Source organism: Streptomyces sp. NPDC097595 (genome assembly GCF_044761525.1).
Classification (GTDB): domain Bacteria; phylum Actinomycetota; class Actinomycetes; order Streptomycetales; family Streptomycetaceae; genus Streptomyces; species Streptomyces drozdowiczii_A.
The window spans coordinates 92,026-115,835 of the sequence record NZ_JBIWCN010000014.1 but is presented as its reverse complement, the minus strand read 5'-3'; the positions used below and the strand labels follow the sequence as shown (position 1 = coordinate 115,835).

Sequence of the window (23,810 nt, the reverse complement as noted above, 5' to 3'; positions counted from 1 at the left end):
GCCGGGAGCGGAGCGTTACACCTAGGACCGGCGGTCCCAGGATGCGGCGCCCCGGGGCCGATATCCTGAGCCCGACATGACACCGAAGCGTCCAGAGCTCGCCGATTTCCTGCGCCGGTCCAGGGAGCGGCTGACGCCGCGCGAGGCCGGGCTCGCCGAGGGGTCGAGGCGGCGGACACCGGGGCTGCGCCGCGAGGAGGTCGCCGTCCTCGCGGGGATGTCCGCCGACTACTACATGCGGCTCGAACAGGCCCGTGGACCGCAGCCCTCCGTCCAGGTGCTCGCCGCGCTGGCGGGCGCGCTGCGGCTGACCGAGGACGAGCGGGACCATCTGTACGTGCTCGCCGGGCACCGCCCGCCGGAGGGCGCGCGGGCCGGCGGCTACCTGCGCCCGGGCCTGCGGTATCTGCTGGACCGGCTGGACGGGGTGCCCGTCCAAGTGGTCAGCGACCTGGGCGACTTGCTGGCGCAGAACGAGCTGGCGCTCGCGTTGTTCGGCTGCGTCTGCTCGGTCGCGGAGGAGGACCGCAACATCGTCCTGCGCTGGTTCACCGATCCGGTGGTGCGCGGCCACTTCGCGGCCGAGGAACACGAGGAGCAGGCGCGGCAGTTGGTGGCCGACCTGCGGGCCGCGACGGCCCGGCGCGGGGACGACGCGGCCTCCCGGTCACTGGTGGCGCGATGCCGGGCGGCGAGCCCGGACTTCGCCGCACTGTGGGACCGGCACGAGGTAGCCGTACGGCGGTCGCATCCGTACCGGCTCGTCCATCCGGAGCTGGGCAGGATCGATCTGGACTGCGAGGTGCTGGCCACCCCTGCGGCGGACCAGCGCCTGCGGATCTTCACGCCGCCGCCCGGAACGGCCACGGTGCTGGACGAGTTGCGCGTACGCGGTCCGCGCCACCTGTGCGACTGACCGGTCAGCCGTACATCGCGACCCGGTACAGGGCTTCCAGCGCCGCGTCGATGGGGTGGGGCTGCGGCCTGCCGGAGGCGTCCAGACGGTTCCACCGCTGGAGGTTGACCGCCACCGCCATCTGGCGTTCGCCGTCGGCGCGGGTCATGGCCAGGGTGCCGCCGCCCCAGACCGTGCCGCCGTGGCCCCAGAAGGTGTCCTGGCCCGGCGTCTCCGTCGGGTGCAGTCCGAGGCCGTACTCGATGATCCGGCCCTCCTGGGAGATGACCGGGTTGGTGCGCCGCATCTGGTCCAGCGAGGACCGGGTGACGATCTTTCCGGCCAGGAGCTGGGCGTAGAAGAGGTTCACGTCGGCGACGGTCGATATCAGGGAGGCCGATGGGCCCGTCCAGGACATGTCGAAGACGCTGTAGTCGCGCGGCGGGTCGATCTTGCCGAACCACGCCTCGTAGAGCCGTGCGTGCGGTCCGTCGATCTCCGGTCCGGTGGGGAACGCGGTGTCCGTGAGCCCGGCGGGCTCGATGACGTCGCGGGTGATGCACTCCTCGGCCGTGGTGCCGTTCACCTGCGCCAGGAGTTCGGCGAGCAGCAGGTAGTTGGTGTTGGAGTACAGCCCCGGCGCGCCGCCCGGAGCGGAGGCGGCGGGTGCGCCGACGCCCATGGCGATCAGGTCCGTCTGTTCCCACCGCGTGTACCGGTGGTCGTCCAGGCTCTCGGGCCCGGTCTCGGCGATGACGGGGAACGCCTTGAGGGAGGGATAGGCGTACGGGAGGTACTCGGCGAGGCCGCTGGTGTGGTTGAGCAGCATCCGTACGGTGATCGCCTCACCCCGCTCCCCCGGCACCAGCGTCGGCAGGTAGAGGCCGATCGGCGCGTCGAGCTCGATCCGGCCGCGCTCGGCCTGGCGCAGGACCGCGGCGGCGGTGAACGTCTTGGTGACGCTGCCGATGCGGTGGCGCATGGCGGCGTCGACGGGCCGGCCGGTGGCGGTGTCGGCGACCCCGGCCGCGCCGCGCCAGACCCGGTCGCCGTGCCGGACCTCGGCGAACAGGCCCGGCATTCCCGCGCGGTGCACGTTCTCGATGGCGGCGTCCAGTGCCGTGGAATCCAGTCGGTTCTTCATGGCGTGCGTCCCTTCGTAACCCCCGGGACCGGCGGTCGCACACGCCGGCCCACCTCCTGCCGGGTCGCCCGGCAGCTCATGCACCCCATTATGCACGCACCGCGTGCAACGCCAAGTGCATGAGCTAGGCTGGAGGTCGGCGAGAGGAGCGACATGGCAGGCCGAAGGCGTTGGACGAGCGAAGAGATCCTGGACGCGGCGGCTGAACTGCTGCGTACGAGCGCGACGGAGTCGTTCAGCGTGCGGAAACTGGCGGCAGTCCTCGGGACCGACTCGTCGAGCCTCTACCGGCATTTCCGCAGCAAGACGGAGCTGCTGCGCGCGGTCGCGGACCGGGTCCTGCTGACCGCCATGGAGGGCTACCGCCCCGAGGGCGACTGGAAGCAGCGCCTCACGGCCTTGGCCCTGCGCGTGCGGGACGCCTTCCGCCTGCAGCCGCAGCTCGCCGCGGTCTGGGCGCGTTACGTGTCGAGCGGCGCGGGTTCACGGCTCGTCGTGGAGGAGGTGCTTCAGGCACTGCGCGCCTCGGGGCTGGCCGACGAGGAGATTCCGGTGCGCTACCACCGGATCGTGGTCCTCATCGCCTCGCTGATCGCGTCGGAGGCCGGTGCCGACACCCTCACGCCGGAGGAGCGCGAGCAGGGCAAGGAGCTGTTCCGGGTGGCGGTCCTGGGCGCCGACCCCGAGCGCTTCCCCGCCCTGGCGCACTTCGCCCGTGATCTCCGCCCGCTCCAGACGGACCACCAGGCGGCTTTCGAGGACATCCTCGCGGCCCACCTCGGCCACATCGAGGCCGTCGTGCGCACCGGCTAGGAGGCACACGAAGGGGCCGGGGCGGCGGCTCGTTGTTCGCCGCCGCCCCGGCCCCTCGTCGGCGCAGAGGTTACGAGTGCCCCGGCGCGGCGGGATCGGCATTCGCCTCGGCCTTCATCGCCTTGGCCTCGCTCTTGAGAATGCGGGCGGACTTGCCCAGGGAGCGCGCCATGTCGGGAAGCTTCTTCGAGCCGAACACCATGATGACCACCAGTGCCACGATGAGCAGGTGCCACGGTTCCAGACCGTTGCGGAGCATCACGTCACCTCTTTCCTTCGTTGTCGTCCATGCGTGCGGGGCCACACCCGTACAGCAGACACCTTAGGCGCCTGAGCTGTGAACCCTTCCGGCAGGTGGGACGGGTCGTGCCCCCGCGGCCCTACTTCAGATGCCGGGTGAAGAAGTGGGCCGCCGCGGCCCCCGCGTATGCCGGGACGCCGGTGTGGCCGCCCATGTTGGCATGCAGCGCCTTCTCCTCGGAGCCGAAGGCGTCGAACAGGTCGAGCGCCGCCTGCCGGTCGTTCCCCTCGTCGTCCCACTGCAACAGGACGTGCAGCGGGATGGTGAGCCGGCGGGCCTCGTCGTACGTGGAGCGCGGGATGAAGCTGCCGGCGAAGAGTCCGGCGGCCGCGATGCGCGGGTCGACCGCCGCGAGCCGGACGCCGATGGAGATCACACCGCCCGAGTAGCCCACCGGGCCGGTGACCTCGGGGAGCGCGAGGACCGCGTCCATGGCGGCCTGCCACTCGGGAACCGCCTGGTCGACCAGCGGCAGGACGAGGCGGTCGATGATCTCGTCACCGACCGGTTCGCCCGCGTCCAGGGCCTGCCGCATGTCCGCGCGGGCCTGCTCGACGGCGGGCAGCCGGGGCCGGTCGCCGCAGCCGGGGAGTTCGATGGTCGCCGTGGCGATGCCCTCCGCAGCGGAGTGCCGGGCCCGGCCGGCCAGACGCGGGTACATCCTGTTCAGGCCGAGGGGAGGCTGACCGAGGAGGATCAAAGGCACCGGTGCGGACGCCGAAGCCGACTCGGGCGTCCAGAGGATGCCCGGGATGCCATCGAGGGTGAAGGAGCGTTCGAGTACGCCGTCGTCCAGGCGCTGCTCGGAAGTGAAATGCATGATCGTGCCTTTCGGGAGTGCACAGAACGGCGCTCCCGGACGATCTGCCTATCGCCCGACCGTGACCCCGGAGGGGAGCACCCATGTCGATACTGCGTTCACGGGTACCACCTCCTCGTTCTTTCGCACGGCCGGGGAGAATGTAGCAGGGGGCCGCAGCGGTCGCCTAACGGGTTTCCGTACGGGCCCGCCGGCCGCGCACGGCGGCGGCCACCAGGGCCACGACGATCCCGGCGAACGCCCAGGCGCCGAGGATCCAGAGGGCGCCCGTGGTGTTGTTGCCGTCGAAGTAGACCGTGTTCCGGACGGCGGTCGTCCCGGCGCCGGGTGGCAGGGCCTGGCCGATCGCGGCCCAGAAGGGCGGCAGCAGGGAGGCCGGGTAGACGCCGCCGGAGCTCGGGTTGCCGAGGATCGTGAAGATGAGGATGGTCAGGCCGAGCCCGATCGTGCCGAGCAGCGACTGGAGCGCCACGCCCACGGCACCGGAGGCGAAGACGACCAGGGTGCCAATGCCGACGAGCTCCCAGAAGGCGCCCGGCAGACAGTGCAGCACGGGGCCGACGATGAGGGCGCCGCCGATTCCGGAGATGAAGGCGTACGGCACCATCGCCGCGAGCCGCACGATGGAGCGCCGGAGCGTGGGGCGCTTGGATCCGGCCGCCATGTTGAGTGCCGAGGCGGCGAGGTAGCCGCCGATCGTCCAGCTGAGCACCAGGTAGAACGACGAGAGCCCTCGGCTGTCCCCCGCGGCGGGCGGGTGGATGTCGCGTACGGTCAGTGCCCGGTTCTGCGTACGTTCCACGGTCGCCACGACCTTCGCGGCGGCGTCGGCCGCCGAGGGGCCGCCGGCCGAGGCGACGAGCAGCGTGTCGGTGCGCCCGGTCACCGCCACGATCAGCGCGGCGTCGGTCTTGCGCTCCAGCAGCCGGGCCCTGGCCTGCGCGCGGTCCTGTACGGCGGTGACGTGCACCGGGTCGCCGGGCAGTGAGTTGAGCCGGGCGACCAGGTCGGCCTCCACGGGGCGCGGGGCGACCAGGGTGATCGGGATGCGGTGGGGCTTCGGAGCGTGGAACGCCCCCATGTACGAGAGGGCGAAGCCCAGTTGGAGCAGCAGCACGCCCACCATGACGAGCACGGCTCTGGTGGTGATCGCGTCCCGCATCTCCGCCCACGCGCCGAGCTGCGCTGTCGAGCCCCTTGTATCCGCCACGTGACGTCCCCGCTCTCAGCCGTGATTGACCGGTGCACCCATTCCGCCGACATCCTCACGCCGGGCCCGTGCGTCACGGAGAGAACACGCATGGCCGGTGCCGTACCCACCCGTTCGGCGCAGGGCCTGCGGTTCGTGCGATGCGGGTCATTCCTGCCGTGCGAACCGGCGGGCGGCCCAGAGCAGGGCACCCGCGCCGCTGATCAGGAGCAGGGCCGCCTCCACGACGAGGGGGATCGGGTGGCCGGCCCAGGTGAGTCCGCCGGCGGCCGCAGCGTCCGGGGCGCGCAGGGCGATGCTGCCGCGCAGCATGTCGACTCCGTGGGCGAGCGGGTTCACGGCGGCCAGGGCGTGGGTCCAGCCGGGGAGCGCCTGGAGGGGGAAGAAGCCGCCGGAGAGGAACAGCAGGGGCATCATCATCACGCCGAGCAGCGTGTGGAACGTCTCGGGTCTGCTCAGGCCCACGGCCAGGGTGAGGGCGAGGGCGGTGATCGTGAAGGAGATCAGGGCCATGCCGGTGAGGAGCAGCGCCAGGAGGAGCGGGTCGTAAGGCAGGCCGACGCCTCCGGCCAGGCTCAGCAGTACGGCGCCCTGGATCGTGGCGACCAGGGTGCCGCCGGCGCAGTTGCCCAGGAGCAGGGTCGTCCGGCTGACCGGGGCCATGAGGAGTTCGCGCAGATAGCCGCTCTGGCGGTCGGTGATCAGGCGGATGCCGACGAGGATGGCGGGGGTCTGCACGGTCATCATCAGCATGCCGGGGAACAGGTACGTCTGATAGCCGACGCCCAGCGTGGAGTCGGGGATGAGCTTGGCGAGCCCGCCGCCCAGGATCAGCAGGTACAGCACGGGGTGGAGCAGCATCAGCGCGGTGTGGGCGCGCTGGCCGGCCAGGCGGAGCAGGTCCCGGTGGATCAGGCCGTGGACGGCGCGCAGTTCGTGCCGCAGCCGGGCCGGCCGGGTGCTCTCCCCGGTGCCGGGTGCGTGGAGCGGGAGTGTGGTCATCGGCCGCCGCCGGGCTGGGTGCTGTGGATGCTGCGGCCGGTGTGGTGGAAGAAGACGTCGTCGAGGGTGGGCGGGGTGGCGGACGCGGAGCGGACGGCGATGCCGTGGCTCTCCAGGGTCGCGCAGAGGCGGGGAATCCAGGAGCTGCCGTCGGGCAGCCGCAGGCAGATCCCGTCGGCCTCCCTGGTGACGGAGTGTCCGCGCGGAACCATGCGGTGGACGACACGGTGTGCTCGCTCGTCCTGGCTGGTGCGCAGCATGACCCGGTCGTCGCCGATGGCGGCCTTGAGCGCGCCGGGCGCGCCCTGGGCGACCAGCCGGCCGCGGTCGATGATGGCGACACGGTCGCAGTTGGCCGCCTCGTCCAGCTGGTGGGTCGTGATGAAGAGCGTGCTGCCGTTCCGCTCCCGGAGGGCGTACAGGTGGTCCCAGATCTGGGCGCGGGCGTGGGGGTCGAGGCCGGTGGTGGGCTCGTCCAGGAACAGGACGCCCGGTGCGTGCAGGAGCTGGCGGGCGATTTCCAGGCGGCGCCGCATGCCTCCCGACAGGGTGCGTACGGGTGAGGCGCGCCGGTCGGTGAGTCCGGCCACCTCCAGCACTTCGGCGGTGCGCCGGCGGACGTGGGCGCGGCGCAGGCCGTAGAGGCGGGCGTGGATGCGGAGGTTCTGCTCGGGTGTCAGGTCCGGGTCGAGGGCGCTCTGCTGGAACAGCATGCCGACGCGCTGCCGTACCTGGTGGGGCTGGGTGCGGACGTCGGCGCCCGCCACGGTGGCGTGGCCGGCGGTGGGGCGGGCCAGGGCGCAGAGCATGGCGATGGTGGTGGACTTCCCGGCGCCGTTGGGTCCGAGGAAGGCGAAGGTCTCGCCCCGGTGGACGTCCAGGTCGAGGCCGCTCACGGCGCGTGTGGTGGTGCCCTTGGGCCCGGGGTAGCTCTTGACGAGGCCGCGGGTGCTGATGGCGTACTCGGGCGGGCCGAGGGTGGCGGGGGTGTGCTCGGGGGCGATTTCCTCGCCGCCGGTGTGAAGTCGCATGGTGCGGTCCTCACCTCTGGTTCGCCGGTGGGGTGCGGGGGGGGGGGGGGGGGGGGGGGGGGCCCCCCCCCCGGCGGGGGGGGGGGGGGGGGGGGCCCCGCGCGGGGGGGGGGGGGGGGGGGGGGGGGCCCCCCCGGGGGGGGGGGGGGGGGGGGGGGGGGGGGGGGGGGCCCCGGCCCCCCCCCCCCCCGGACGGTGGGCCGGTCCTAGGCGCAGCTGATGCCGATGCAGACCGTGTTGAGGACCGTCAGCAGGCCGATGCACTCACACGTGCCGGAGAAGCCCGCTTCGGCGCCGACGGGGTCGGTCTCGGGGAGGGCGTGGAGGTGGGCGAGGAGTTCGAGGTCCTGGGTCTGGTTTTCCATGGTTCTCTCCTTCTTCTTGTGTTTCGGCGGCAGGTTCTCTGCCGCTCAGCCCGGCAGCTGGGCGAGCCAGTGCCGGGAGTTCGGGTGGCGGAGCCGCAGGAGGAAGGCCAGGATTCCGGCCGATCCGTCGCTCCAGCTGGTCGAGACGTCGCCGTACTCGTTGGGGAAGACCAGGTGCCGGTGGCGGCGGGCGCCTTCGGTGACGGCGAGGCGGCCCATGGCTTCGGCCATGGCGTGGTGGGCGGGCTCCCCCGTGGCGGCGCTCAGGTCGAGCAGGAAGTCGCCGTTGCCCGCGAGGCCGTGGCACTGGGAGAGCGGGGCCCGGGAGGCGCGTTCGGTGACGGCCGAGGTGCTGCGGCGGGCGAGGTCGCCGAACCGGTCGTCGCCGGTGACCTGCCAAAGCCGTACGAGGAACGTGCCGATGCCGGCCGAGCCGTGGCACCAGTACGGGGCGGTGGGTTCGTCGCCGGCCTGGGCGGGCCACTGGACCGCCCCGCCGATCCGTACGGCGCTGCGCAGAAGGTGTTCGCCCGCCTCCACCGCGAGCCGCAGGTGGTCCTGGCGCCCGGAGGCGGCCGCGCTGAGCAGGAGGAAGCAGCCGATGCCGGCGGAGCCGTGGGCGAAGCCCAGGTACTGCTTGCCGGCCTCGCCGGAGACCGCTTCGGCGGGGACCGGCCAGCTCACCGCCGACGGGCTCCGCCGCGCGGCGGACGCCAGCCGGTCGGCCGCTTCCTCGGCCAGTCCGGCGAAACGCGGGTCACCGGTGCGCTGCCACAGGTGGAGGGCGGCCATGCCGCTGCCGGCGGTGCCGTGGGTGATGTCGTGGTGGAGTGTGGGCTCCTGCGGGGTCAGCGCGAGGGTGAGCGCGTGGTCGATGAGCGCCTGGTCGGCGAGGGCCCGGCCGGTGTCGTACAGCGCCCAGGCGGTGCCGAGGTCCCCGAAGTGCAGTCCGGGGCGGGTGGTTTGGAGGTGGGTGCGGTCCGCGATCCAGTGGCCGGCCGCCGCGAGGACTTCGGGCAGCCGGGAGTCCCCGGTCAGTTCGAAGTACCGCGTCAGGACGGCCAGGGGCCCGGCCGCCCCCTGTTGCACGGTGCACGGGTTGGTCTCGCCGGACGCGGTGGACACCGGCCACAGGCGCCGGACGTCTTCGGGCGTCACGGTGTCGATCAGGTGGTTGACGAGTCCGGCGACGGCATGGTCCAGGTCCTCGTCCCGTACCGCACGTGCCGGTGCGGTACGCGTGGCGCGGGGGGTGTCCGGAACGCGGAGGGCCTCGCGCGCCCGGCGGGTGTCCCAGCGGGCGGCTGGCTCGTCCTTCATCAGCCCGGTGATCATCTCCGCCACGGCGTCCGGGGGTCCGGCGGGTCCGCAGGCTCCGAGCCAGGCGGCGAGCCGTTCCTCACCGGTCCTGGTGACGGGCTCCTCGGGCAGCAGGTTGGGCACCTTGCCGGTCAGGACGAAGCACGCGGTGGCGCCGAGGCTGTAGTAGTCGGCCGTCACGGACACCGGCGCGTCCCTCAGGCGTTCGGGGGCGCTGAAGCCGGGGGTGCCGACCCGGGTCGGCAGGCAGGAGCCCGCGTCCTCGGCGGCGAGTTCCAGGTCGATGAGGCGCAATTCGCCGTCGGGGCGGACCATGACGTTGCCGGGTGTGAAGTCGCGCAGGACGCAGCCGTGGGCATGGGCCGCGGTGACGAGGTCCACGAGCTCGGCGACCAGGGGCAGTGCCTCGCGGCGGTACTCCTCGCTTCCCAGGTCGCGGAAGCGCTCGGCGACCCAGTCCCGCAGGCTGACGCCCGGGATCTCGCTCTGGGCCAGGAACAGGTGCCGGCCGTGCTCGAAGAGGGCGAGGGCGTCCGGGGCGAGCCCGGTGCCCTTCAGCCTGTCCAGCATCCGGGCCTCGGCGCGCAGCCAGTCGCGGACGTCTCGCCCGGAGGCGTCGCCCTCCACATGGGGCCGGGTCTCCTTGATGACCACGGGCGCGCCGGTGGAGACATCGGTGCCCCGGTAGACGCCGCCCTTGTTGGTGTGCCGGATCGCCTCCCGTACCGCGAAGCGGCCGCCGAGCAGGACCGGGCCGCTCGCCGCCTCCGCCGCCGGGGGCGGAAGCGGCACCGTGGCGGGGAACGGGCAGACGGCCCACGGGGGCGGGGCGTAGCGGCCGCTGCGCTCGTCCTCCACCGGGTTGCCGTCGGGGTCCTCGATGTACCAGATCAGCAGGCCCTGGTCCGAGAGCCGTTGGCGCCCGGTGAAGGCTCCGTAGCGGTAGTGCACCAGGCTGTACGGGGCGTAGGGCTGGTCGGAGAGGATGCGGGGGCCGGGGAGTCCGGCCGTCGCCTGGTGCAGTTCGCGGGCGAGGCGGACCGCGTCGGCGTCCGAGCGGGGGTAGACGGTGATGAATTTTCCGGAGCTGCCCCGGGGCGTGGCGCGGGAGTTGAGGGTGCTCACCTGGTCGAGGGAGCGGGCGAACTTGAAGGCCGAGGTGTCGGGCAGCAGGACGTCCAGCGCCCTGACGAGGACCGTCGGTGCGGAGGCGGCCGTCGCCGACAGGTGGAGCTTCCAGCCCTGGTCGCGCCGGGTCGCCGAACGGGGGGCGACGCGGCACCATGCCTCGTCGGTCCGGGTCGTCCAGCAGTCGCCGGTGCGGGTGGCCTGAAAGGCTCGGTTCAGCAGGCTTTCGAGTGCGGCTTCGGTCGCGTGACTCGTCATGTGGGGTGTCCCTCCCAACGGTGAGGACCGCTGGTCGGAAATTGCCCATGTCACGTGAGCCCGGAACGCGCCCGAGCCGGAATCACCTGCTCCAGCGAGCGTAGGGGGTCGCTGCTGACCGGGTCCGGCGGCGCCCGGCGCACGGGGAGGCGCACGCTCCGGCAGCCTCCCGGGACCGCCTTCCGACCCCGGGCGCCGGTGCGGGGATGCGGCGTAGGAGGATACGGCTCATGGCGGAAGATGAACGGGGAGTCGGTTCCGAGAAGTCGGCCGACGGCGTGGTGCTGATCCGGATCCGGGGCAGCCTGGACGGGTGGTCGGGCAGCGGTGACCTGTCGGCGGCGCTGACCGGCGCGGTGACGGCCGGGGGTGTGCGTACGGTGGTCGACCTGTCCGGGGTGACGTTCGCCGACTCCGCGGCGCTCCACGCCCTGCTGGGCGGTCTGCGGGAACACGCGGAGGCGGGTGTGCCGCTCGTCCTGGCCGGCCCGCTGCACTCGGGCGTACGCAGGCTCTTCGAGGTCACGGGTACGGCCGGCGCGTTCCGGTTCGCGGACGACGCCGAAGCCGCGCTCCAGTGCTGAGGGCGTCGGTCCGCCGGATCGGGGGCGTACGCGGATGTCGGTAGAAGTGGGCGGGGAAGCGGAAGGTGTCCTTTCGGCCGTTCCGCAGAACGCGGCCGCGGCGCGGGGCATCGTGACCGAGCTGCTGGCGGCGCACTTCGGGGCGGCTCTCGACGAGTGGCCGGCCCGTGTGGTGGACGACACGCTGCTGGTGACGTCGGAACTGGTGACGAACGCCTTCCGGCACGGCGGTCGGCTGACCGCCTTCGAGGCGGAGATCACGGGTGACGGGCTGCGTATCACCGTGGGCGACGCCAGCAGCGAGAGCCCGGCGGAACTGCCCGAGACCGGGCCAAAGGTGCGGGCGGAGGCGCCCAGGATCGGCGGCTACGGCTGGCCGCTGGTGCGGATGCTCGCCGGCCGGGTGTCCGTCAGCGTCTTCCCGGACGGGAAACGGATCACGGTGGTGATGGAGCTGCCCGCGCTGCCCTGACCGGGCGCGTCCGGAGGGCCGTCAGTCGGTCGTCTCACTCAGTTCGTCAGGGCCGCCCCGCGATTCCTCGGCGCCCGGTGCGAAGAGGTGCCGTGTCCCGGTGATGCGGAGCATCCGCTCCATGGAGGGCGGCGGGTCGTCCAGGACGAGGGTGATGCCGCGCGCGACGGTGCGGCGGTGGATCATCAGCAGGGCGGCGAGCCCCATGGAGTCGCAGAGCCGGAGCTTCGCGCAGTCCAGGTGCAGTTCGGCCGGCCTGGGGTCGGCGTCGACGCATGCCGTGGCGCGTATACCGAAGGCGTCACTGGTGTCGTAGTCGAGGACGCCCGCGAGACGCAGCCGGGTGGTTCCCCCGCGCGTTTCGACGGTGAGGCTGAGGGACGGGACGCTCATGCGGGTGCTCCGGGGTGTGCTGCGGTGGCGTCGGCCAAGGCGGTTCTCGCACGCCTCAGCGGCCGGACGGCCCGGGGGAAGTCCTTTAGCGCGGCCATCAGGATGTCCAGGACGGGCCGCAGGAAGTGGGCGGGGACGTGGCGGGCGGTGAGGATGCCCGTGGTCCACGTCATGAAAGTGGTGAACAGTTCGTCGTCGTCGGTGTAGATGGCCACGGTGAGGAATTCCACGATGTGCGCGATGTCCTCGGCGGTGCGTTCGCGCTGCACGTCCGTGTACGTGGCCATGGCCGGGAACCGGTCGTACAGCCCCTTCAGCACCTGCTTGACCAGCTGGCCCTGCGAGCGCGCGACGAGGGTGTACTCCTGGTCGACCAGGTGCGGCAGGTCGTCGATCCGCTGCCGTACGTCGGCCGGGGCGGGCGGGGCGAGGCCGGCGGCCAGCAGGTCGGCGGCGGTGCGGGCGTCGGGGGCCCAGGCGTTCGCGCCGAGCATGCGCGCGAAGCGGCCGTCGGGCCCGAAGGCCGCCCCTCCGGCGAGGACGGGCACTCCGACGGACTGGCAGGCGGTGATCGCCGCGTGGGCGGCGGGCAGCCGGGTGGGAAGGGAGGACGAGAGGGCGACGACGTCGGCGCCGGTGTGGTGGAGGTGGGCGACGAGATGGGGGGTGGGGACCTGGGCTCCCAGGAAGTCGACCTCCCAGCCCCGCAGGGTGAGGACCTCGGCCAGCAGGCGGGCGGGCAGGGAGTGCCATTCCTGCTCCACGCAGGCCACGGTGACCTTCCCGTGCCGGGGTGTGGTGCGCGCGGCCGGGTGGTGGGCGAGCGCGGTGATCACCCGCTCCACGATGGCGCTGGCGGCGTGCTCCTGGGCCACGGTGAGGCGGTTGGCCGCCCACTCGGTGCCGACCGTCGCCTGCACGGGCGCGATGAGGTCCAGCAGCACCGTCTCGGCGGGCACCCCCTTGTCGAGGGCACCGGTGACGAGTCCGGCGGCGGCGAACTCGTCACGGTCCAGGGCGGCAGCGGCGATGAGGCGGTCGCGCAGTTCGGTCAGATCGGGCAGGCAGGTTGTCATGCGGTGTACCTGCCCCGAGTGTGCCCGTCCACCGCGCTGAGGTGGGTGGTCCTGGGGGCGGTGATCGCGACGACGGCCATGTCGTCGTGGCCGCCGCCCCGCACCCACTCGGCGGCGAGCATCTGGATGCGCTCGACCACGGCCTCGCCGGGCATGTCCGCGCATTCCGAGAGCGCCCGCTTCAGTCTCGCCTCGCCGAACATCTCGTCGCCGAGCGGGCCGCCCCGGGCCTCGGTGAATCCGTCGGTGTAGAGCAGGCACGTCTCGCCGGGCCGCAGGACCGTTTCGGCGGTACGGGACTCGATGTCGGGCAGCGCCCCCACCAGGGTGCCCTGGGTCCGGATCTCCTCGACCCTGCCGTCCGCCCGCACCACCAGCGGTACGGGATGCCCGGCGGCCGTGAGCCGCAGGCGCACCTGGTGGTCCGTCCGCCGGACCGAGGCCAGGACCATGGTCGCGAAGCGGGTGTGGTGGGAGTTGAGGAGCGCGTCGTTGAGGAGCCGCAGCACCTTCTGGTGGTCGTCCGCCATGGGGATGAGGGCCTGGAGGGTGTTGCGGATCTTGCCGGTGAGCACGGCCGCGTCCAGTCCCTTGCCGCACACGTCGCCCAGGACCACCAGAGAGGAGCCGTCCTCGTGGGCGCCGGCCGGGTGGACGTCGTAGAAGTCTCCTCCGACACGCTCCTGTGCGGCGGCGGGCCGGTAGCCGCCGGCGAATTCGACGCCGTGGACGCGGTGCAGCCGGGGCGGCAGCAGGTCCTGCATCAGGGTGCGGGTGATGGCGCTCTGCTCGGCGTACAGATGGGCGGCCGACAGGGCGGCCCCGGCACGTGCGGCGAACATCCGGGCGACGGTCTGCTCGTCCTCGGTGAACTGGCCGCCGCTGCGCAGCAGGACCAGGGCGCCCGCCGAAACTCCCTGGCCGGGCAGGGGCGCGACGACGACCGAGGTGATCGTGCCGGTGTACCCCTCGGGGATCACCCACGCGGGCAGCGACGCGGGGTCGATCCAGCGCGAGGGCACGGGCGGGAAGCCCTGGAGCGCTTCGTCCAGGCCCGGCACCTCGGACGGGTCGGCCGCGACGAGGCCGCGCACGGTCTCCTGGCCGGCGACCGCGTGGGCCAGGGGCAGCTTGTCCCCCTTCGCGGGAGAGACGACGACAGCCGCCTCGGCGAGGTACTGGGAGGCGAGCCGGGCCGTCGCGGACACGCACCGGTCGGTGTTCAACGAGGCGAGCAGGACGTTGGACGCCTCCGCGAGGAAAGCGGTCCGTTCGCGTTCGGTGGCCAGCGCCTCTTCGGCGAGCCGGCGGTCGGTGTCGTCCACCAGCCACCACACCACGTCACCGTCGTCACTGTGACTGGGGTGTGCCTCGTAGCTGCGTCCGCCGATCCACCCCGAGACCGGCGGGGCCGCTCCCGGGTGGGGGTGCGTGGACGTGTCCGCCGTGGCATCACGCAGCTCCCGGTCGGCCCGTGCGAGCCAGGCCGGGACCGCGTCGGCCATCGGGGCCCCCGGACGCGCGTCCGGGAGGAGCCGGGAGGCCGCGGGGTTCAGCCTGGTCAGCGCCCCGTTCACACCGCTCTCGATCACCGGGTACGGCGCCGTGGACCAGGCGCCGGATGCGGGACGTTCGTCGGTTGTCGTAACGGGAGTTCCCTGGGGAGGAGCCATGAGGGGGGACCCGCCTACGGCGAGCCGCACCACCTTCCAACTGGACGGACAAGCATTGCCTTGCGGCAACTATCACGCAGGACCGCCCTCGATGGCAATCGACCCACCCCCCGCGGAGGTGACGCAGCGTTACACCTCTACCGCCCGGACACGCCTCCGATACGCGGCCTTCACGACGCCTTCACCGGCTCTCTGCCACGGTCCGTCTCGTCCTCCACGAGGAGGGTGAGCAGCGAGGCCACGGACAGGCCGGCTTCCGCGGGGTGGCGCAGCACCTTGTCCGGTGCGATCCGGTACGCGTTCGCGCGGCCCTCTCGCGTATGGGAGAGGTATCCGTCCTGTTCGAGGTCGGCGATGATCCGCTGGACCGCGCGCTCCGTGAGCCGGCAGCGTGCGGCGATGTCGCGGATCCGGACGGTCGAGTCCTCGGCGATGGTCGCCAGTACGCGCGCGTGGTTGGTGATGAACGTCCATCCGGTGTGGGATTCGGGAACTCCAGACATGCCCCCATCTAAGCGTGACCCCTTGCCCGACCTCAACTACATGACATATTTTTCGCGTATTCGTGAACATGGTGAGAGTCACAGGAGGCTCGGGGTGTCGTACGGCGAAGCCGTCCCGGCAGCAGGCGTGAGCGGCGCCGGCGCAAGCAGTGCACCCTCGGCGGGCCCGCCGCAGGCCGTGGTGACGCAGTACACGCAGCACGGGGTCCGGGTCGTCGCGGCCCATGGCTCCTGCGACGCGCAGTCGATCGCACGGCTCGAAGAGGCGCTGACCACGACGGCCTGGACGCAGCCGAAGGTGGTCCTGGACGCGTCAGGGATCACCTTCGCGGATTCGTCGCTCCTGAACCTGCTGATCCTCACCCATCGGGCGGTCGCCCTGCGCGTGGCCGGGCCACGGCCGCACCTCCAGCGTCTGCTGCGGGTCACGGGACTCGACGCGGTCCTGTACGTACGGGCCACGGTCGAGGAAGCGGCCGCCTGCTGACGCACTGGGCCTCATTGACACCCCACACATTGTCATTCCTATCGTTTTTCGATAGCTTTCCATCGTTGATCGATGGAAGGTGAATCATGGGACGGCTGGCCGTGGGCGCTCTGCGCGCCATGCTCGTGGTGGTGTGCGCCGGCACCCTCTTCGTACAGGCGGGAATGGTGTGGGCGCTGGTGAGCGGCAACGATCCCGAGGACGGGTCGATGCCGCTGACACCGTTGCGCGCGCTCACGATCCTGGGGATGGTGTCGGTCCAGGTCGTCGCCGTATGCGTCTGGCGGCTCGTGGCGATGGCGCGCCGGGGCACGGTGTTCTCCGACGCCGCCTTTCGTTACGTGGACGGCGTGATCGGTGCGATCACCTCGGCCGCCCTCGTGTGGTTCGCGGTCACGGGCGTGAACGCCCCGGGCCAGCGGGACGACCCGGGGGTCACCGTCATCATGGCCGGGGTGGGTGTGGGCATCCTGGGGGTCGCGCTCATCGTGCTCGTCCTGCGGGCGCTGCTCGCCCAGGCCGTCGCGCGTGACGCGCAGGCCACGCGGATGCAGGCCGAGTTGAACGAGGTGATCTGATGCCGATCACCGTCGACGTCGACGTGATGCTGGCCAGGCGGAAGATGTCCGTCGGCGAGCTGGCGGAACGCGTGGGGATCACGCCCGCCAATCTGGCGGTGCTCAAGAACGGGCGCGCCAAGGCGGTGCGCTTCACGACGCTCGCCGCACTCTGCGAAGTACTTCAGTGCCAGCCGGGCGACTTGCTGCGCTGGCAGCCCGAGGAGGTGGCGGGCGAGTAGGGGCACACCTTCAACCGGCCCCGGAGCGTGCGGATTTCCGCCGACCGGGGCCTTTTCTACGTCTCGTCGCGGAAACCCCTTGCGCAATGGTCAAGAAACGTTGACCATTGTGAGCATGCCAACCGATGACGTCCCCGAGACGTTTCATGTCACCACCGACGAGCAGTTGCGCGCGGTCTCCAATCTGACGCGCCACCGGATCATGGCCGTACTCCGCTTCGAACCCGCGACGATCACACAGATCGCGGAGCGGGTCGGCCTCGCGAAGGGGAGTTCCAGCTACCACGTGCGGCTCCTGGAGCGGGCCGGCCTGGTGAAGGTGGTGCGGACGCGCAAGGTGCGGGGCGTCATGGAGCGGTATTACGCGATGGCCGCCCGGTCGATCGAGCTGCCGGATCCGGGCGACGGCGGGCCGGATGTGCTGATGCGGCACGCGGTGGCGGACCTGGAGGCGTCTCCGGCGGACGGCGAGCGGCACGTACGGATGGCGCATCTGCGGCTCACCGACGAGCAGTTCGCGGAGCTGGGGGCTCGGTTGCAGGCCCTGGCCGACGAGTACCGGGAGCTGTCCGATCCGTCGCTGCCGGACACCTCGCTCGTGTTCGCACTGTTCCATCCCGCGCAGATCCGACAGACCGAGGGGGACACCAAGTGACAACCAGCAGAACGAAGTTGCCGACCGGATTCGGACGGCTGTGGACCGCTCAGACGGTCTCCTCCCTTGGTGACGGGATCACGCACGCCGCGCTGCCGCTGATCGCGTTCACGCTGACGCGGGACCCGCTGGCCCTCGCCCTCGTCACGGCTGCGGGGACGCTTCCGTGGCTGCTCTTCGGGATCCTCGGCGGTGCGTTGGTGGACCGCTGGGACCGCCGGCGCACGATGTGGGTGGCGGACACGGTACGGGCGGTGCTGCTCGCGATACCCGCGGTGGCGGCCGGACTCGACCTGCTGAGCATTCCGCTGCTGGCCGCCGTGGCGTTCCTGCTCGGCCTCGGCGGGCTCTTCTTCGACACCGCCGCCACAGCCTACCTGCCGGACCTGCTCAGCCGTGACCCCGCGCAGCTGGAGCGCGCCAACTCCCGCCTGCGCGGCGCCCAGACAGCGATGTCCGGGTTCGCCGGGCCTCCTGCGGGCAGCGCGCTGCTGGCGCTCGGGCGGGCCGTTCCGCTGGTCGCCGACGCCGTGTCCTTCGCGGTCTCCGCACTGCTCGTGCGTACGCTGCCCGCCATGCCCCGGCCCGTGCCGGAGGCCCGCGAGTCGCTGCTCAAGCAGGCCCGGGCCGGCGCGTCCTACGTCTTCCGCAACCAGTTGCTGCTGGGGCTGGCGCTGCGCCCGGCGGTCGGGAACATCGCCTTCCTCGCCGTGGAGACGGTCCTCGTCATCTTCGCCCACGACCGCCTCGGCATCGGCACGTACGGCTTCGGTCTGCTCCTCACGGCGGAGGCCACCGGCGGCCTGCTCGGCGCGGCCATCGCCTCGCAACTGGGCCGACGGCTCGGCACCGGCACCGCCCTGACCTGCACGGCCGCCGTCGAGGGCCTGGCGATCCTGGGCCTGGCCTCCGCCTCGAACCCGTACGTGGCCGGGCTGGCGCTCGCCGTCTGCGGGGCGGCCATGGGCGCCACGATGGTCCTCGGGCCCTCCCTCCGGCAGGCGATCGTCCCGGGCCACCTCATGGGCCGGGTCGCGTCGACCTCCCGCATGCTCGCCATGTGCGCCGCGCCCCTCGGCGCGTTCGTCGGCGGCTGGCTGGCGACCGCGTACGACATCCGCACCCCGCTCTACACCGCCGCCGCGCTGCTCCTGACGATGACGGCGGTCACCGCGTCCATGACGAACAACCGCCGCGTCGAAGCGGCGCTGCGCGCGGCCGCCCCGGCCGAGGAGACCACCCGGGACGCTGCGCCCCGCCCGGTGTGAACGCCTCCCCCACCGCCGGCTGCCCGCTCCGTGGTCCACGGAGCGGGCAGGCCGCGTTCACTTGCCCTGTTCCGCCAGCGTGTGGGCGACCAGGGCGTTGGCGTGGCCGTGGCCCAGACCGTGTTCGGCCTTGAGCCAGGCGACGAGCTCCATGTGCTTGGTCAGGTCGGAGGCGCGGATCAGGCCCTTCCACTCGTCGATGGGGCGGCCGTACTTCTTCTCGATGGAGGGGAAGTAGCTGGCGGGTCCCTTGACCGGTGCGGTCATGCGGTGGCTCCTTCTGGTGTGGGTGTGATGGCCGGTCGTGCCGATTACCTCGCCTGTTCGCCGCCGAGGAAGGCGGCGAGGACCGGCGTCAGGGCCTGCGCCGGGATGTTGTGCTCCTCACCCGGGAAGACCCGGAGGGTGAAGTTGTCGCCCGTCGCCGCGAGTTCGCGGGCCCCGGTCAGCATGTGCGGATCGCCCATGTCGCCGCTGCCGACGAGCACCGGCACGGTCACCGAAGCCCAGCGCTCGACCGGCAGCGGCCGGCCGGACATGGTGTCGCCCATCACCCGGCCGTCGTACGGGAGGGTGTGGGCGACGGCCGCCATGTCCGCCCAGAACGGCGCCTGCCGCATGCCCTCGATCACCTCGCCGGGCACGCCGACCGCCGCCGTCATGAAGTACGCGACGGCATCCTCATGCGCCTCGCGGCCGATCAGCTCCGTCAGGTGCGCCACGTAATCGGCAGGCAGCGGCGGCCGGCTTTCGTCCGTGATGAACGGCGGCTCGTAGAGCGCGAGACGCGGTACGGCACTCCCCCGGGCCGTCGCCTCCAGGGCGAGCACGGCGCCCGAGGACATACCGAAGAGCATCGCGGAGCCACCGCCCGGGCCCTCGATGAGCGCGTCGATGTCCTCGATCTCGCGCCGCACCTCGTACGCCGGGCCGTCCCCGCTGTCGCCCCGGCCCCGGCGGTCGTACGTGATCACCGTGAACTCACCGGCCAGGAGCGCGGCGAGTTCGGCGGAGGCGCCCCGGGTCATCAAGGCACCGCCGACGAGCACCACGGCCGGGCCCGTGCCCTGCTTCTCGAATGCGATGGCCGTGCCGTCGGCGGAGACGACCTTGTCCACGGTCCTGCTCATGCGAAATACCCCCATAGCTGCATGGTTGACATGGTTTCCGGACCACAGCAGGCCGCGATCTGGAACTGGACGGTACAGTACTCACACGAGTACTGATCAGTCCAGTACTCTTCGGCTACGCAGACGTGGACGTGGAGAGGGAGCCGATGATGGACAGCCGGTCGGCGCGGAAGCACCAGGCGATCCTGGACGCCGCGACCGAGGTGTTCCTGAACAAGGGATACGCGGGCACGAGCATGGACGACATCGCGAAGCTCGCCGCGGTCTCCAAGCAGACCGTCTACAAGCACTTCGCGGACAAGGAGAAGCTGTTCGCCGACATCGTGCTGGCCACCACGGACCGCATCGACGCCCTGGTCAACCTGGTGGCCGACATCCCCGCCGACGCGGACACCCTCGGCGAGAACCTGACCCGGCTCGCCCGGCAGTTCCTCACGGGCCTCACCCAGCCCCAGGTCATCCAGCTGCGGCGCCTGATCATCGCCAACGCCGATACCTTTCCGGAGCTCGGCGCGGCCTGGTACGAGCAGGGTTTCGAGCGGGTCCTGGCCACGCTGGCGGACACCTTCCGCCGCCTCACCGACCAGGGGAACCTCAAGACCCCCGATCCGTTGCTGGCCGCCCACCACTTCTCCGGGCTGCTGCTGTGGATCCCGGTGAACCAGGCGATGTTCCACGGCAGCGCCCAGCACAACGACGCCGAACTGGACCGCTACGCGGAGGGCGGCGTCCGCGCCTTCCTGGCCGCCTATGCGTGAACTCCCGGCTGCTCAGGGCACCTTGGGGCCGTCGAGGAAGCTGCCGTCCGCCGCGTAGGGCCAGGCGTTCGAGACGCAGCCGTGCAGGCCCTTGATCTGCTGCATCATCACCGGGGCGGGTCGGCCGGGGCCGGGACAATCGCGGTGGTCGTACCCCAGCCAGTGGCCGACCTCGTGGTTGATGATCAGCGCCCGGTACTCCTCGGGCGGCCCGGCGAACTCGGGTGAGCCCAGCTGCCAGCGCTTGAGGTTGACGGCCACCGTCCGGCCCACCCGGCAGTTGAGCTCGCCCTCGGTGTCCAGGCCGCCGGTGGCGCAGATGGCGTCGGCGGTGTCCGGGGTGGCGATGCGGATGACCAGTGTGGCGCTGTCGTCGGCGACCTGCCGGAAGGTGACACCGGCCCCGTGCGCCCAGCCCCGTTCGTCGTCGAGGATCGCGGCGATCTGCTCGGCGGCCTCGTCCGCGTCGACCCCTGTGTCGTCCTCGACCTCCACCCGGTACGGCCGGCCCGCGCCGGTGCGGTGCGCGTGGGTGGTCGCGACGGTGAAGGTGCCGGGGCCGGACTCCGGTACTGAGGCGTCGGCGGTCGCCTCGGGGGTCTCGCTGCGGGTTTCCCCGTCGACGGCGACGGACGTCACGGCCGAGTCGGACCTGCCGGGCAGTCCGTGGCCGGCGAGCAGGCAGAGCACGGCCGCGGCGAGGGCCAGCAGCGCCAGGGTGACGGCTGCCCGGGAGCGCCGCCGGTCCGAAGCCCGGTGGCTGCGTGCCGCGTTCGGGCGGCCGGTCACTTCGCGGCCCCCTCGCGCGGCAGCCACCACCGGGTGGACGCGAGGGCGGCCAGGGCGGCGCCGGTCGCGTTGACCAGGACGTCGTCCACCGAGGAGACCCTGTCGAGCCGGAGCACGTACTGCAGGGTCTCCAGCAGGACCGACAGGCCCGCCCCGAGCGCCAGAACGCGCGGCAGCGACGCCAGCGCGGCGTACCGCATCGGGGCGAAGAAGCCCAGTGCCGCGAACACCAGCAGATTGCCGGCCAGCCCGAGCGGCCCCATCGTGACCAGGTCCACCAGCGGGACCAGGCTGACCCGGCCGGGGACCTCACCGGCGTGCGCGCCCGGCATCACGATGAGCCACACCCACGGCACCGTTCCGTGCACCATGCCCACCTCGGCCAGCGAGGCGCGCCGTGCCCATACCGGCTCGACGCCCGCCGCCCTGCGCCTGCGCGTCAGGAACCACACGGTCAGCGCGGACAGCGGAAGCGCGGCCACCATGGTCAGCATCACGCCGTTGAACGTCCAGAACCAGGCGTACCAGCCACCGTGCACGACCATGGGCACGGACACCACGAACATGCGCAGCACGAACGGGGCGAAGGCCGCCGCGACGATGCCGACGGCCGTGAGCACGACCAGGCGGACGGCTCTTCGGACGCGGCGGGGCGAGGTGGGCAGTGCGGTGTTCTGATTCATGCCCCCACCCAATACGGGGGGCGGTTGCCGGAGCGTATGCGCATTTCGATACGCGGGCGATATACACGGGCGAGGTGCGGTCAGGGTCGCGGCGTGGTGGCGGGCAGTTCGACCGTGACGCGGAGTCCGCCGGTGGGGCGCGCGGTGAGGGTGAGCGTGCCGTGGTGGGCGTGGGTGATGGACCGGACGATGGCCAGTCCGAGCCCTGCCCCGGGGTGGTCGGTGTGCACGCGTTCGGTGCCGCGCTGGAACGGTTCGGTGAGCCGGGGGACGAGGTCCGGGGGGACGGGTTCGCCGGTGTTCTCGACGGTGAGCACCACGGTGTGCGGGCGGACCTCGGTGGTGACCCGTACGCTGCCGTGTCCGGGCCGGTTGTGGACGATTCCGTTGTGCACGAGGTTGGTGGCCAGCTGGAGCAGGAGGGCCGGCGAGCCGGTCGTGGGGGCGATGTCGCCGTCGGTCTCCAGGGTGACACCGTGCTTCTCGGCGAGCGGCAGGAGGGTTTCGGTCGCCTCCTCCGCCATGAGCGAGAGGTCGACGTCCTCGCGGGTGAAGGTCTGCCGGCCGGCCCGGCTGAGCAGGAGCAGCGCCTCGGTGAGGTCGATGGCCCGGGTGTTGACGGTGTGGAGGCGGTCGATGAGCGGGTCGGTGGCGCGGTCGGGGTCGGCGCGGGCCACGTCGAGCAGTGCCTTCGTCACGGCGAGCGGGGTGCGCAGTTCGTGGGAGGCGTTGGCTGCGAATCTCTGCTGTTCGCCGACGTGCGCTTCGAGTTGGGCGAGCATCGTGTCGAAGGCGTCGGCGAGTTCGCGGAACTCGTCCTGGCGTCCAGGCAGTTGGATGCGGTGGGACAGCGATCCCGAGGCGGCCGTGCGCGTGGCGTGCGTGATGCTGTTGAGGGGGGCGAGCATGCGGCCGGCGAGGAACCACCCTCCGCCGAGGCCGAACACCAGCAGGAACGACAGGGTCATGGCCGCCAGCGGGGCGAAGTCGCGGGCGACGGAGAGTCGGTAGTCGGGCACGAAGACCAGCCCGATGTGCCGTGCGCGGGTCAGGAACAGCCATCCGGTGACGAGCATCAGGATGCCGGCCAGCAGGACGAACCCGGTGTAGCTGAGGGTGAGCTTGAGGCGGATGCTCATACCGGGCTGTCTAGCCACGGCCGGTCGCCTCGCCGTCCGGGCCCGGCGTGGTGTCGATGCGGTAGCCGACGCCCGGCACGGTGGCGATGATCCACGGCTCACCGAGCCGCTTGCGCAGGGCGGAGACGGTGATGCGTACGGCGTTGGTGAACGGGTCGGCGTTCTCGTCCCAGGCCCGTTGCAGAAGTTCCTCGGCGCTGACGACACCGCCTTCGGCGGCGACGAGGACTTCGAGCACCGCGAACTGTTTACGGGTCAGCGCGACGTACCGGCCGTCGCGGTAGGTCTCGCGGCGGAAGGGGTCCAGGCGCAGGCCCGCCACCTCCCGCACGGGCGGGCGGCTGTGCGCGCGTCTGCGGTCGAGCGCCCGAAGCCTGAGCACCAGTTCCCGCATGGCGAAGGGTTTGGTGAGGTAGTCGTCGGCGCCGAGTCCGAAGCCGGACGCCTTGTCGTCCAGGCGGTCGGCGGCGGTGAGCATCAGGATCGGCGTGCCGCTCCCGGAGGCGACGATGCGCTGGGCGATCTCGTCGCCGGAGGGCCCGGGGATGTCCCGGTCAAGGACGGCGATGTCGTAGCTGTTGATGCCCAGCAGTTCGATAGCGGTGTCGCCGTCGCCCGCGATGTCCGCCGCGATGGCCTCCAGGCGCAGGCCATCGCGGATGGCTTCCGCCATATACGGTTCATCCTCGACGATCAGCACACGCATGCGGCCATGCTACGAGCCGCCGCATATCGTCGGCGTATCCGAAACGGGGCCGTCCGCCGGACGGGCTCTACACGTGATTGGTGGCGAACAGGTCGAGGTGTCCGCACTTGGGGCAGCGGTACGCCTCGATCTGGCGGCGCGGCCGGCCCATGCGCTTGGCGCCGCCGAAGACCCCGCGTTCCAGCGCGCCTTCGATCCAGCGGGCGTAGCCGCGCGAGTGTTCGCCGGCGTCCTCGATGAAGCCGTCCTCCAGGCCAACGGTTCCGCAGTGGGTGCAGGTGAGGTTGTTCATGCCGCGAGTCTAGGGACGCGCCCCGGCGGGGAGGACCTGCGGCTTCGAACGGTTGCCCAACCGGTACGTACGCGTGGGGTGCCCGGCCCGAGGGGCAGACTGACGTCGACCTTCGC

General features: G+C 72.0%; 29 protein-coding genes. 10 read left to right on the top strand and 19 right to left on the bottom strand.

Annotation, left to right across the window (positions count from 1 at the left end; all coding sequences use genetic code 11):
* The first annotated feature begins 76 nt into the window (after positions 1-76).
* Positions 77-916, top strand: coding sequence for a helix-turn-helix transcriptional regulator (locus tag ACIQZN_RS22125; protein WP_403996428.1), 840 nt, complete (start codon positions 77-79; stop codon positions 914-916).
* A 4-nt stretch (positions 917-920) separates the two neighbouring features.
* On the opposite strand, the gene ACIQZN_RS22120 is transcribed toward ACIQZN_RS22125, so the two are convergent.
* A complete protein-coding gene (locus ACIQZN_RS22120) occupies positions 921-2,039 on the bottom strand; it encodes a serine hydrolase domain-containing protein (RefSeq protein WP_403996425.1) in 1,119 nt (372 codons plus the stop codon).
* 153 nt (positions 2,040-2,192) lie between these two features.
* Here ACIQZN_RS22120 and ACIQZN_RS22115 point away from each other — a divergent pair, with 153 nt between their 5' ends.
* A complete protein-coding gene (locus tag ACIQZN_RS22115; protein ID WP_403996422.1) occupies positions 2,193-2,852 on the top strand; it encodes a TetR/AcrR family transcriptional regulator in 660 nt (219 codons plus the stop codon).
* A gap of 70 nt (positions 2,853-2,922) precedes the next feature.
* Here the strand turns inward: ACIQZN_RS22115 and tatA are convergent, their stop codons facing one another.
* From tatA to lanL, 7 genes are all read right to left on the bottom strand, one after another.
* Positions 2,923-3,114: a Sec-independent protein translocase subunit TatA gene (gene tatA, locus ACIQZN_RS22110; protein WP_161208257.1), complete on the bottom strand. Its 192-nt coding sequence runs from the start codon at positions 3,112-3,114 to the stop codon at positions 2,923-2,925.
* Positions 3,115-3,232: 118 nt separating this feature from the next.
* The gene (locus ACIQZN_RS22105; RefSeq protein WP_403996417.1) at positions 3,233-3,973 is read right to left on the bottom strand and encodes a dienelactone hydrolase family protein; all 741 of its coding nucleotides are present in this window, start codon (positions 3,971-3,973) and stop codon (positions 3,233-3,235) included.
* 166 nt (positions 3,974-4,139) lie between these two features.
* Positions 4,140-5,135 (bottom strand): DUF3533 domain-containing protein, encoded by a 996-nt coding sequence (locus tag ACIQZN_RS22100; RefSeq protein ID WP_403996647.1) that lies wholly within the window; start codon positions 5,133-5,135, stop codon positions 4,140-4,142.
* A 195-nt stretch (positions 5,136-5,330) separates the two neighbouring features.
* The gene (locus ACIQZN_RS22095; protein ID WP_403996414.1) at positions 5,331-6,185 is read right to left on the bottom strand and encodes an ABC transporter permease; all 855 of its coding nucleotides are present in this window, start codon (positions 6,183-6,185) and stop codon (positions 5,331-5,333) included.
* Positions 6,182-7,216, bottom strand: a complete 1,035-nt coding sequence (locus ACIQZN_RS22090; RefSeq protein ID WP_403996411.1) for an ATP-binding cassette domain-containing protein — start codon at positions 7,214-7,216, stop codon at positions 6,182-6,184. The genes ACIQZN_RS22095 and ACIQZN_RS22090 overlap by 4 nt, the downstream gene beginning before the upstream one ends.
* Positions 7,217-7,422: 206 nt before the next feature.
* Positions 7,423-7,581, bottom strand: coding sequence for a VenA family class IV lanthipeptide (locus tag ACIQZN_RS22085; protein WP_403996408.1), 159 nt, complete (start codon positions 7,579-7,581; stop codon positions 7,423-7,425).
* Between the two features lie 45 nt (positions 7,582-7,626).
* Positions 7,627-10,287, bottom strand: a complete 2,661-nt coding sequence (gene lanL / locus ACIQZN_RS22080) for a class IV lanthionine synthetase LanL (protein ID WP_403996405.1) — start codon at positions 10,285-10,287, stop codon at positions 7,627-7,629.
* Between the two features lie 230 nt (positions 10,288-10,517).
* Between lanL and ACIQZN_RS22075 the strand changes: the two genes are divergently transcribed.
* The gene (locus ACIQZN_RS22075) at positions 10,518-10,871 is read left to right on the top strand and encodes an STAS domain-containing protein (RefSeq protein ID WP_403996402.1); all 354 of its coding nucleotides are present in this window, start codon (positions 10,518-10,520) and stop codon (positions 10,869-10,871) included.
* A gap of 34 nt (positions 10,872-10,905) precedes the next feature.
* Positions 10,906-11,343 (top strand): ATP-binding protein, encoded by a 438-nt coding sequence (locus ACIQZN_RS22070; RefSeq protein WP_403996399.1) that lies wholly within the window; start codon positions 10,906-10,908, stop codon positions 11,341-11,343.
* 21 nt (positions 11,344-11,364) lie between these two features.
* Here ACIQZN_RS22070 and ACIQZN_RS22065 read toward each other — a convergent pair whose 3' ends face one another.
* The 4 genes from ACIQZN_RS22065 to ACIQZN_RS22050 all read right to left on the bottom strand — a co-directional run bounded on the left by ACIQZN_RS22065 (position 11,365) and on the right by ACIQZN_RS22050 (position 14,988).
* Positions 11,365-11,736: an STAS domain-containing protein gene (locus ACIQZN_RS22065; protein WP_403996396.1), complete on the bottom strand. Its 372-nt coding sequence runs from the start codon at positions 11,734-11,736 to the stop codon at positions 11,365-11,367.
* Positions 11,733-12,812, bottom strand: coding sequence for a B12-binding domain-containing protein (locus ACIQZN_RS22060; RefSeq protein ID WP_403996393.1), 1,080 nt, complete (start codon positions 12,810-12,812; stop codon positions 11,733-11,735). The genes ACIQZN_RS22065 and ACIQZN_RS22060 overlap by 4 nt, the downstream gene beginning before the upstream one ends.
* Entirely contained in the window at positions 12,809-14,485 is a 1,677-nt protein-coding gene (locus tag ACIQZN_RS22055) for a PP2C family protein-serine/threonine phosphatase (protein ID WP_403996390.1), read from the bottom strand. The genes ACIQZN_RS22060 and ACIQZN_RS22055 overlap by 4 nt, the downstream gene beginning before the upstream one ends.
* Before the next feature lie 170 nt (positions 14,486-14,655).
* Positions 14,656-14,988, bottom strand: coding sequence for a helix-turn-helix transcriptional regulator (locus ACIQZN_RS22050; RefSeq protein ID WP_403996387.1), 333 nt, complete (start codon positions 14,986-14,988; stop codon positions 14,656-14,658).
* A 94-nt stretch (positions 14,989-15,082) separates the two neighbouring features.
* Between ACIQZN_RS22050 and ACIQZN_RS22045 the strand changes: the two genes are divergently transcribed.
* From ACIQZN_RS22045 to ACIQZN_RS22025, 5 genes are all read left to right on the top strand, one after another.
* Complete coding sequence (locus tag ACIQZN_RS22045) at positions 15,083-15,475, top strand: STAS domain-containing protein (protein ID WP_403996384.1); 393 nt, start codon at positions 15,083-15,085, stop codon at positions 15,473-15,475.
* An 86-nt stretch (positions 15,476-15,561) separates the two neighbouring features.
* Complete coding sequence (locus ACIQZN_RS22040; protein WP_403996381.1) at positions 15,562-16,053, top strand: DUF2975 domain-containing protein; 492 nt, start codon at positions 15,562-15,564, stop codon at positions 16,051-16,053.
* On the top strand, positions 16,053-16,274 hold the full coding sequence (locus ACIQZN_RS22035) for a helix-turn-helix domain-containing protein (protein ID WP_403996378.1): 222 nt from the start codon (positions 16,053-16,055) through the stop codon (positions 16,272-16,274). The genes ACIQZN_RS22040 and ACIQZN_RS22035 overlap by 1 nt, the downstream gene beginning before the upstream one ends.
* 115 nt (positions 16,275-16,389) lie before the next feature.
* Positions 16,390-16,929 (top strand): ArsR/SmtB family transcription factor, encoded by a 540-nt coding sequence (locus ACIQZN_RS22030; RefSeq protein WP_403996375.1) that lies wholly within the window; start codon positions 16,390-16,392, stop codon positions 16,927-16,929.
* Positions 16,930-16,946: 17 nt separating this feature from the next.
* Positions 16,947-18,197 (top strand): MFS transporter, encoded by a 1,251-nt coding sequence (locus ACIQZN_RS22025; protein ID WP_403996644.1) that lies wholly within the window; start codon positions 16,947-16,949, stop codon positions 18,195-18,197.
* A gap of 57 nt (positions 18,198-18,254) precedes the next feature.
* On the opposite strand, the gene ACIQZN_RS22020 is transcribed toward ACIQZN_RS22025, so the two are convergent.
* Together ACIQZN_RS22020 and ACIQZN_RS22015 are read right to left on the bottom strand one after the other, a co-directional pair.
* On the bottom strand, positions 18,255-18,464 hold the full coding sequence (locus ACIQZN_RS22020; protein ID WP_403996373.1) for a DUF4287 domain-containing protein: 210 nt from the start codon (positions 18,462-18,464) through the stop codon (positions 18,255-18,257).
* Between the two features lie 44 nt (positions 18,465-18,508).
* Positions 18,509-19,327 carry an alpha/beta fold hydrolase gene (locus tag ACIQZN_RS22015; protein WP_403996370.1) on the bottom strand — a complete coding sequence of 273 codons (819 nt, stop codon included), beginning with the start codon at positions 19,325-19,327 and terminating at the stop codon, positions 18,509-18,511.
* A gap of 125 nt (positions 19,328-19,452) precedes the next feature.
* Here ACIQZN_RS22015 and ACIQZN_RS22010 point away from each other — a divergent pair, with 125 nt between their 5' ends.
* Positions 19,453-20,085: a TetR/AcrR family transcriptional regulator gene (locus ACIQZN_RS22010; RefSeq protein ID WP_403996367.1), complete on the top strand. Its 633-nt coding sequence runs from the start codon at positions 19,453-19,455 to the stop codon at positions 20,083-20,085.
* Positions 20,086-20,097: 12 nt separating this feature from the next.
* Here the strand turns inward: ACIQZN_RS22010 and ACIQZN_RS22005 are convergent, their stop codons facing one another.
* The 5 genes from ACIQZN_RS22005 to ACIQZN_RS21985 form a co-directional block, all read right to left on the bottom strand.
* Positions 20,098-20,874: a DUF3152 domain-containing protein gene (locus ACIQZN_RS22005; RefSeq protein ID WP_403996364.1), complete on the bottom strand. Its 777-nt coding sequence runs from the start codon at positions 20,872-20,874 to the stop codon at positions 20,098-20,100.
* Complete coding sequence (locus ACIQZN_RS22000; protein ID WP_403996361.1) at positions 20,871-21,557, bottom strand: VanZ family protein; 687 nt, start codon at positions 21,555-21,557, stop codon at positions 20,871-20,873. Before ACIQZN_RS22000 ends, ACIQZN_RS22005 begins: the two co-directional genes overlap by 4 nt.
* An 80-nt stretch (positions 21,558-21,637) precedes the next feature.
* Positions 21,638-22,696: a sensor histidine kinase gene (locus tag ACIQZN_RS21995; RefSeq protein WP_403996358.1), complete on the bottom strand. Its 1,059-nt coding sequence runs from the start codon at positions 22,694-22,696 to the stop codon at positions 21,638-21,640.
* Positions 22,697-22,706: 10 nt separating this feature from the next.
* Positions 22,707-23,402: a response regulator transcription factor gene (locus ACIQZN_RS21990; protein ID WP_403996355.1), complete on the bottom strand. Its 696-nt coding sequence runs from the start codon at positions 23,400-23,402 to the stop codon at positions 22,707-22,709.
* 67 nt (positions 23,403-23,469) lie between these two features.
* Entirely contained in the window at positions 23,470-23,694 is a 225-nt protein-coding gene (locus ACIQZN_RS21985) for a hypothetical protein (protein WP_403996352.1), read from the bottom strand.
* Positions 23,695-23,810 lie beyond the last annotated feature (116 nt).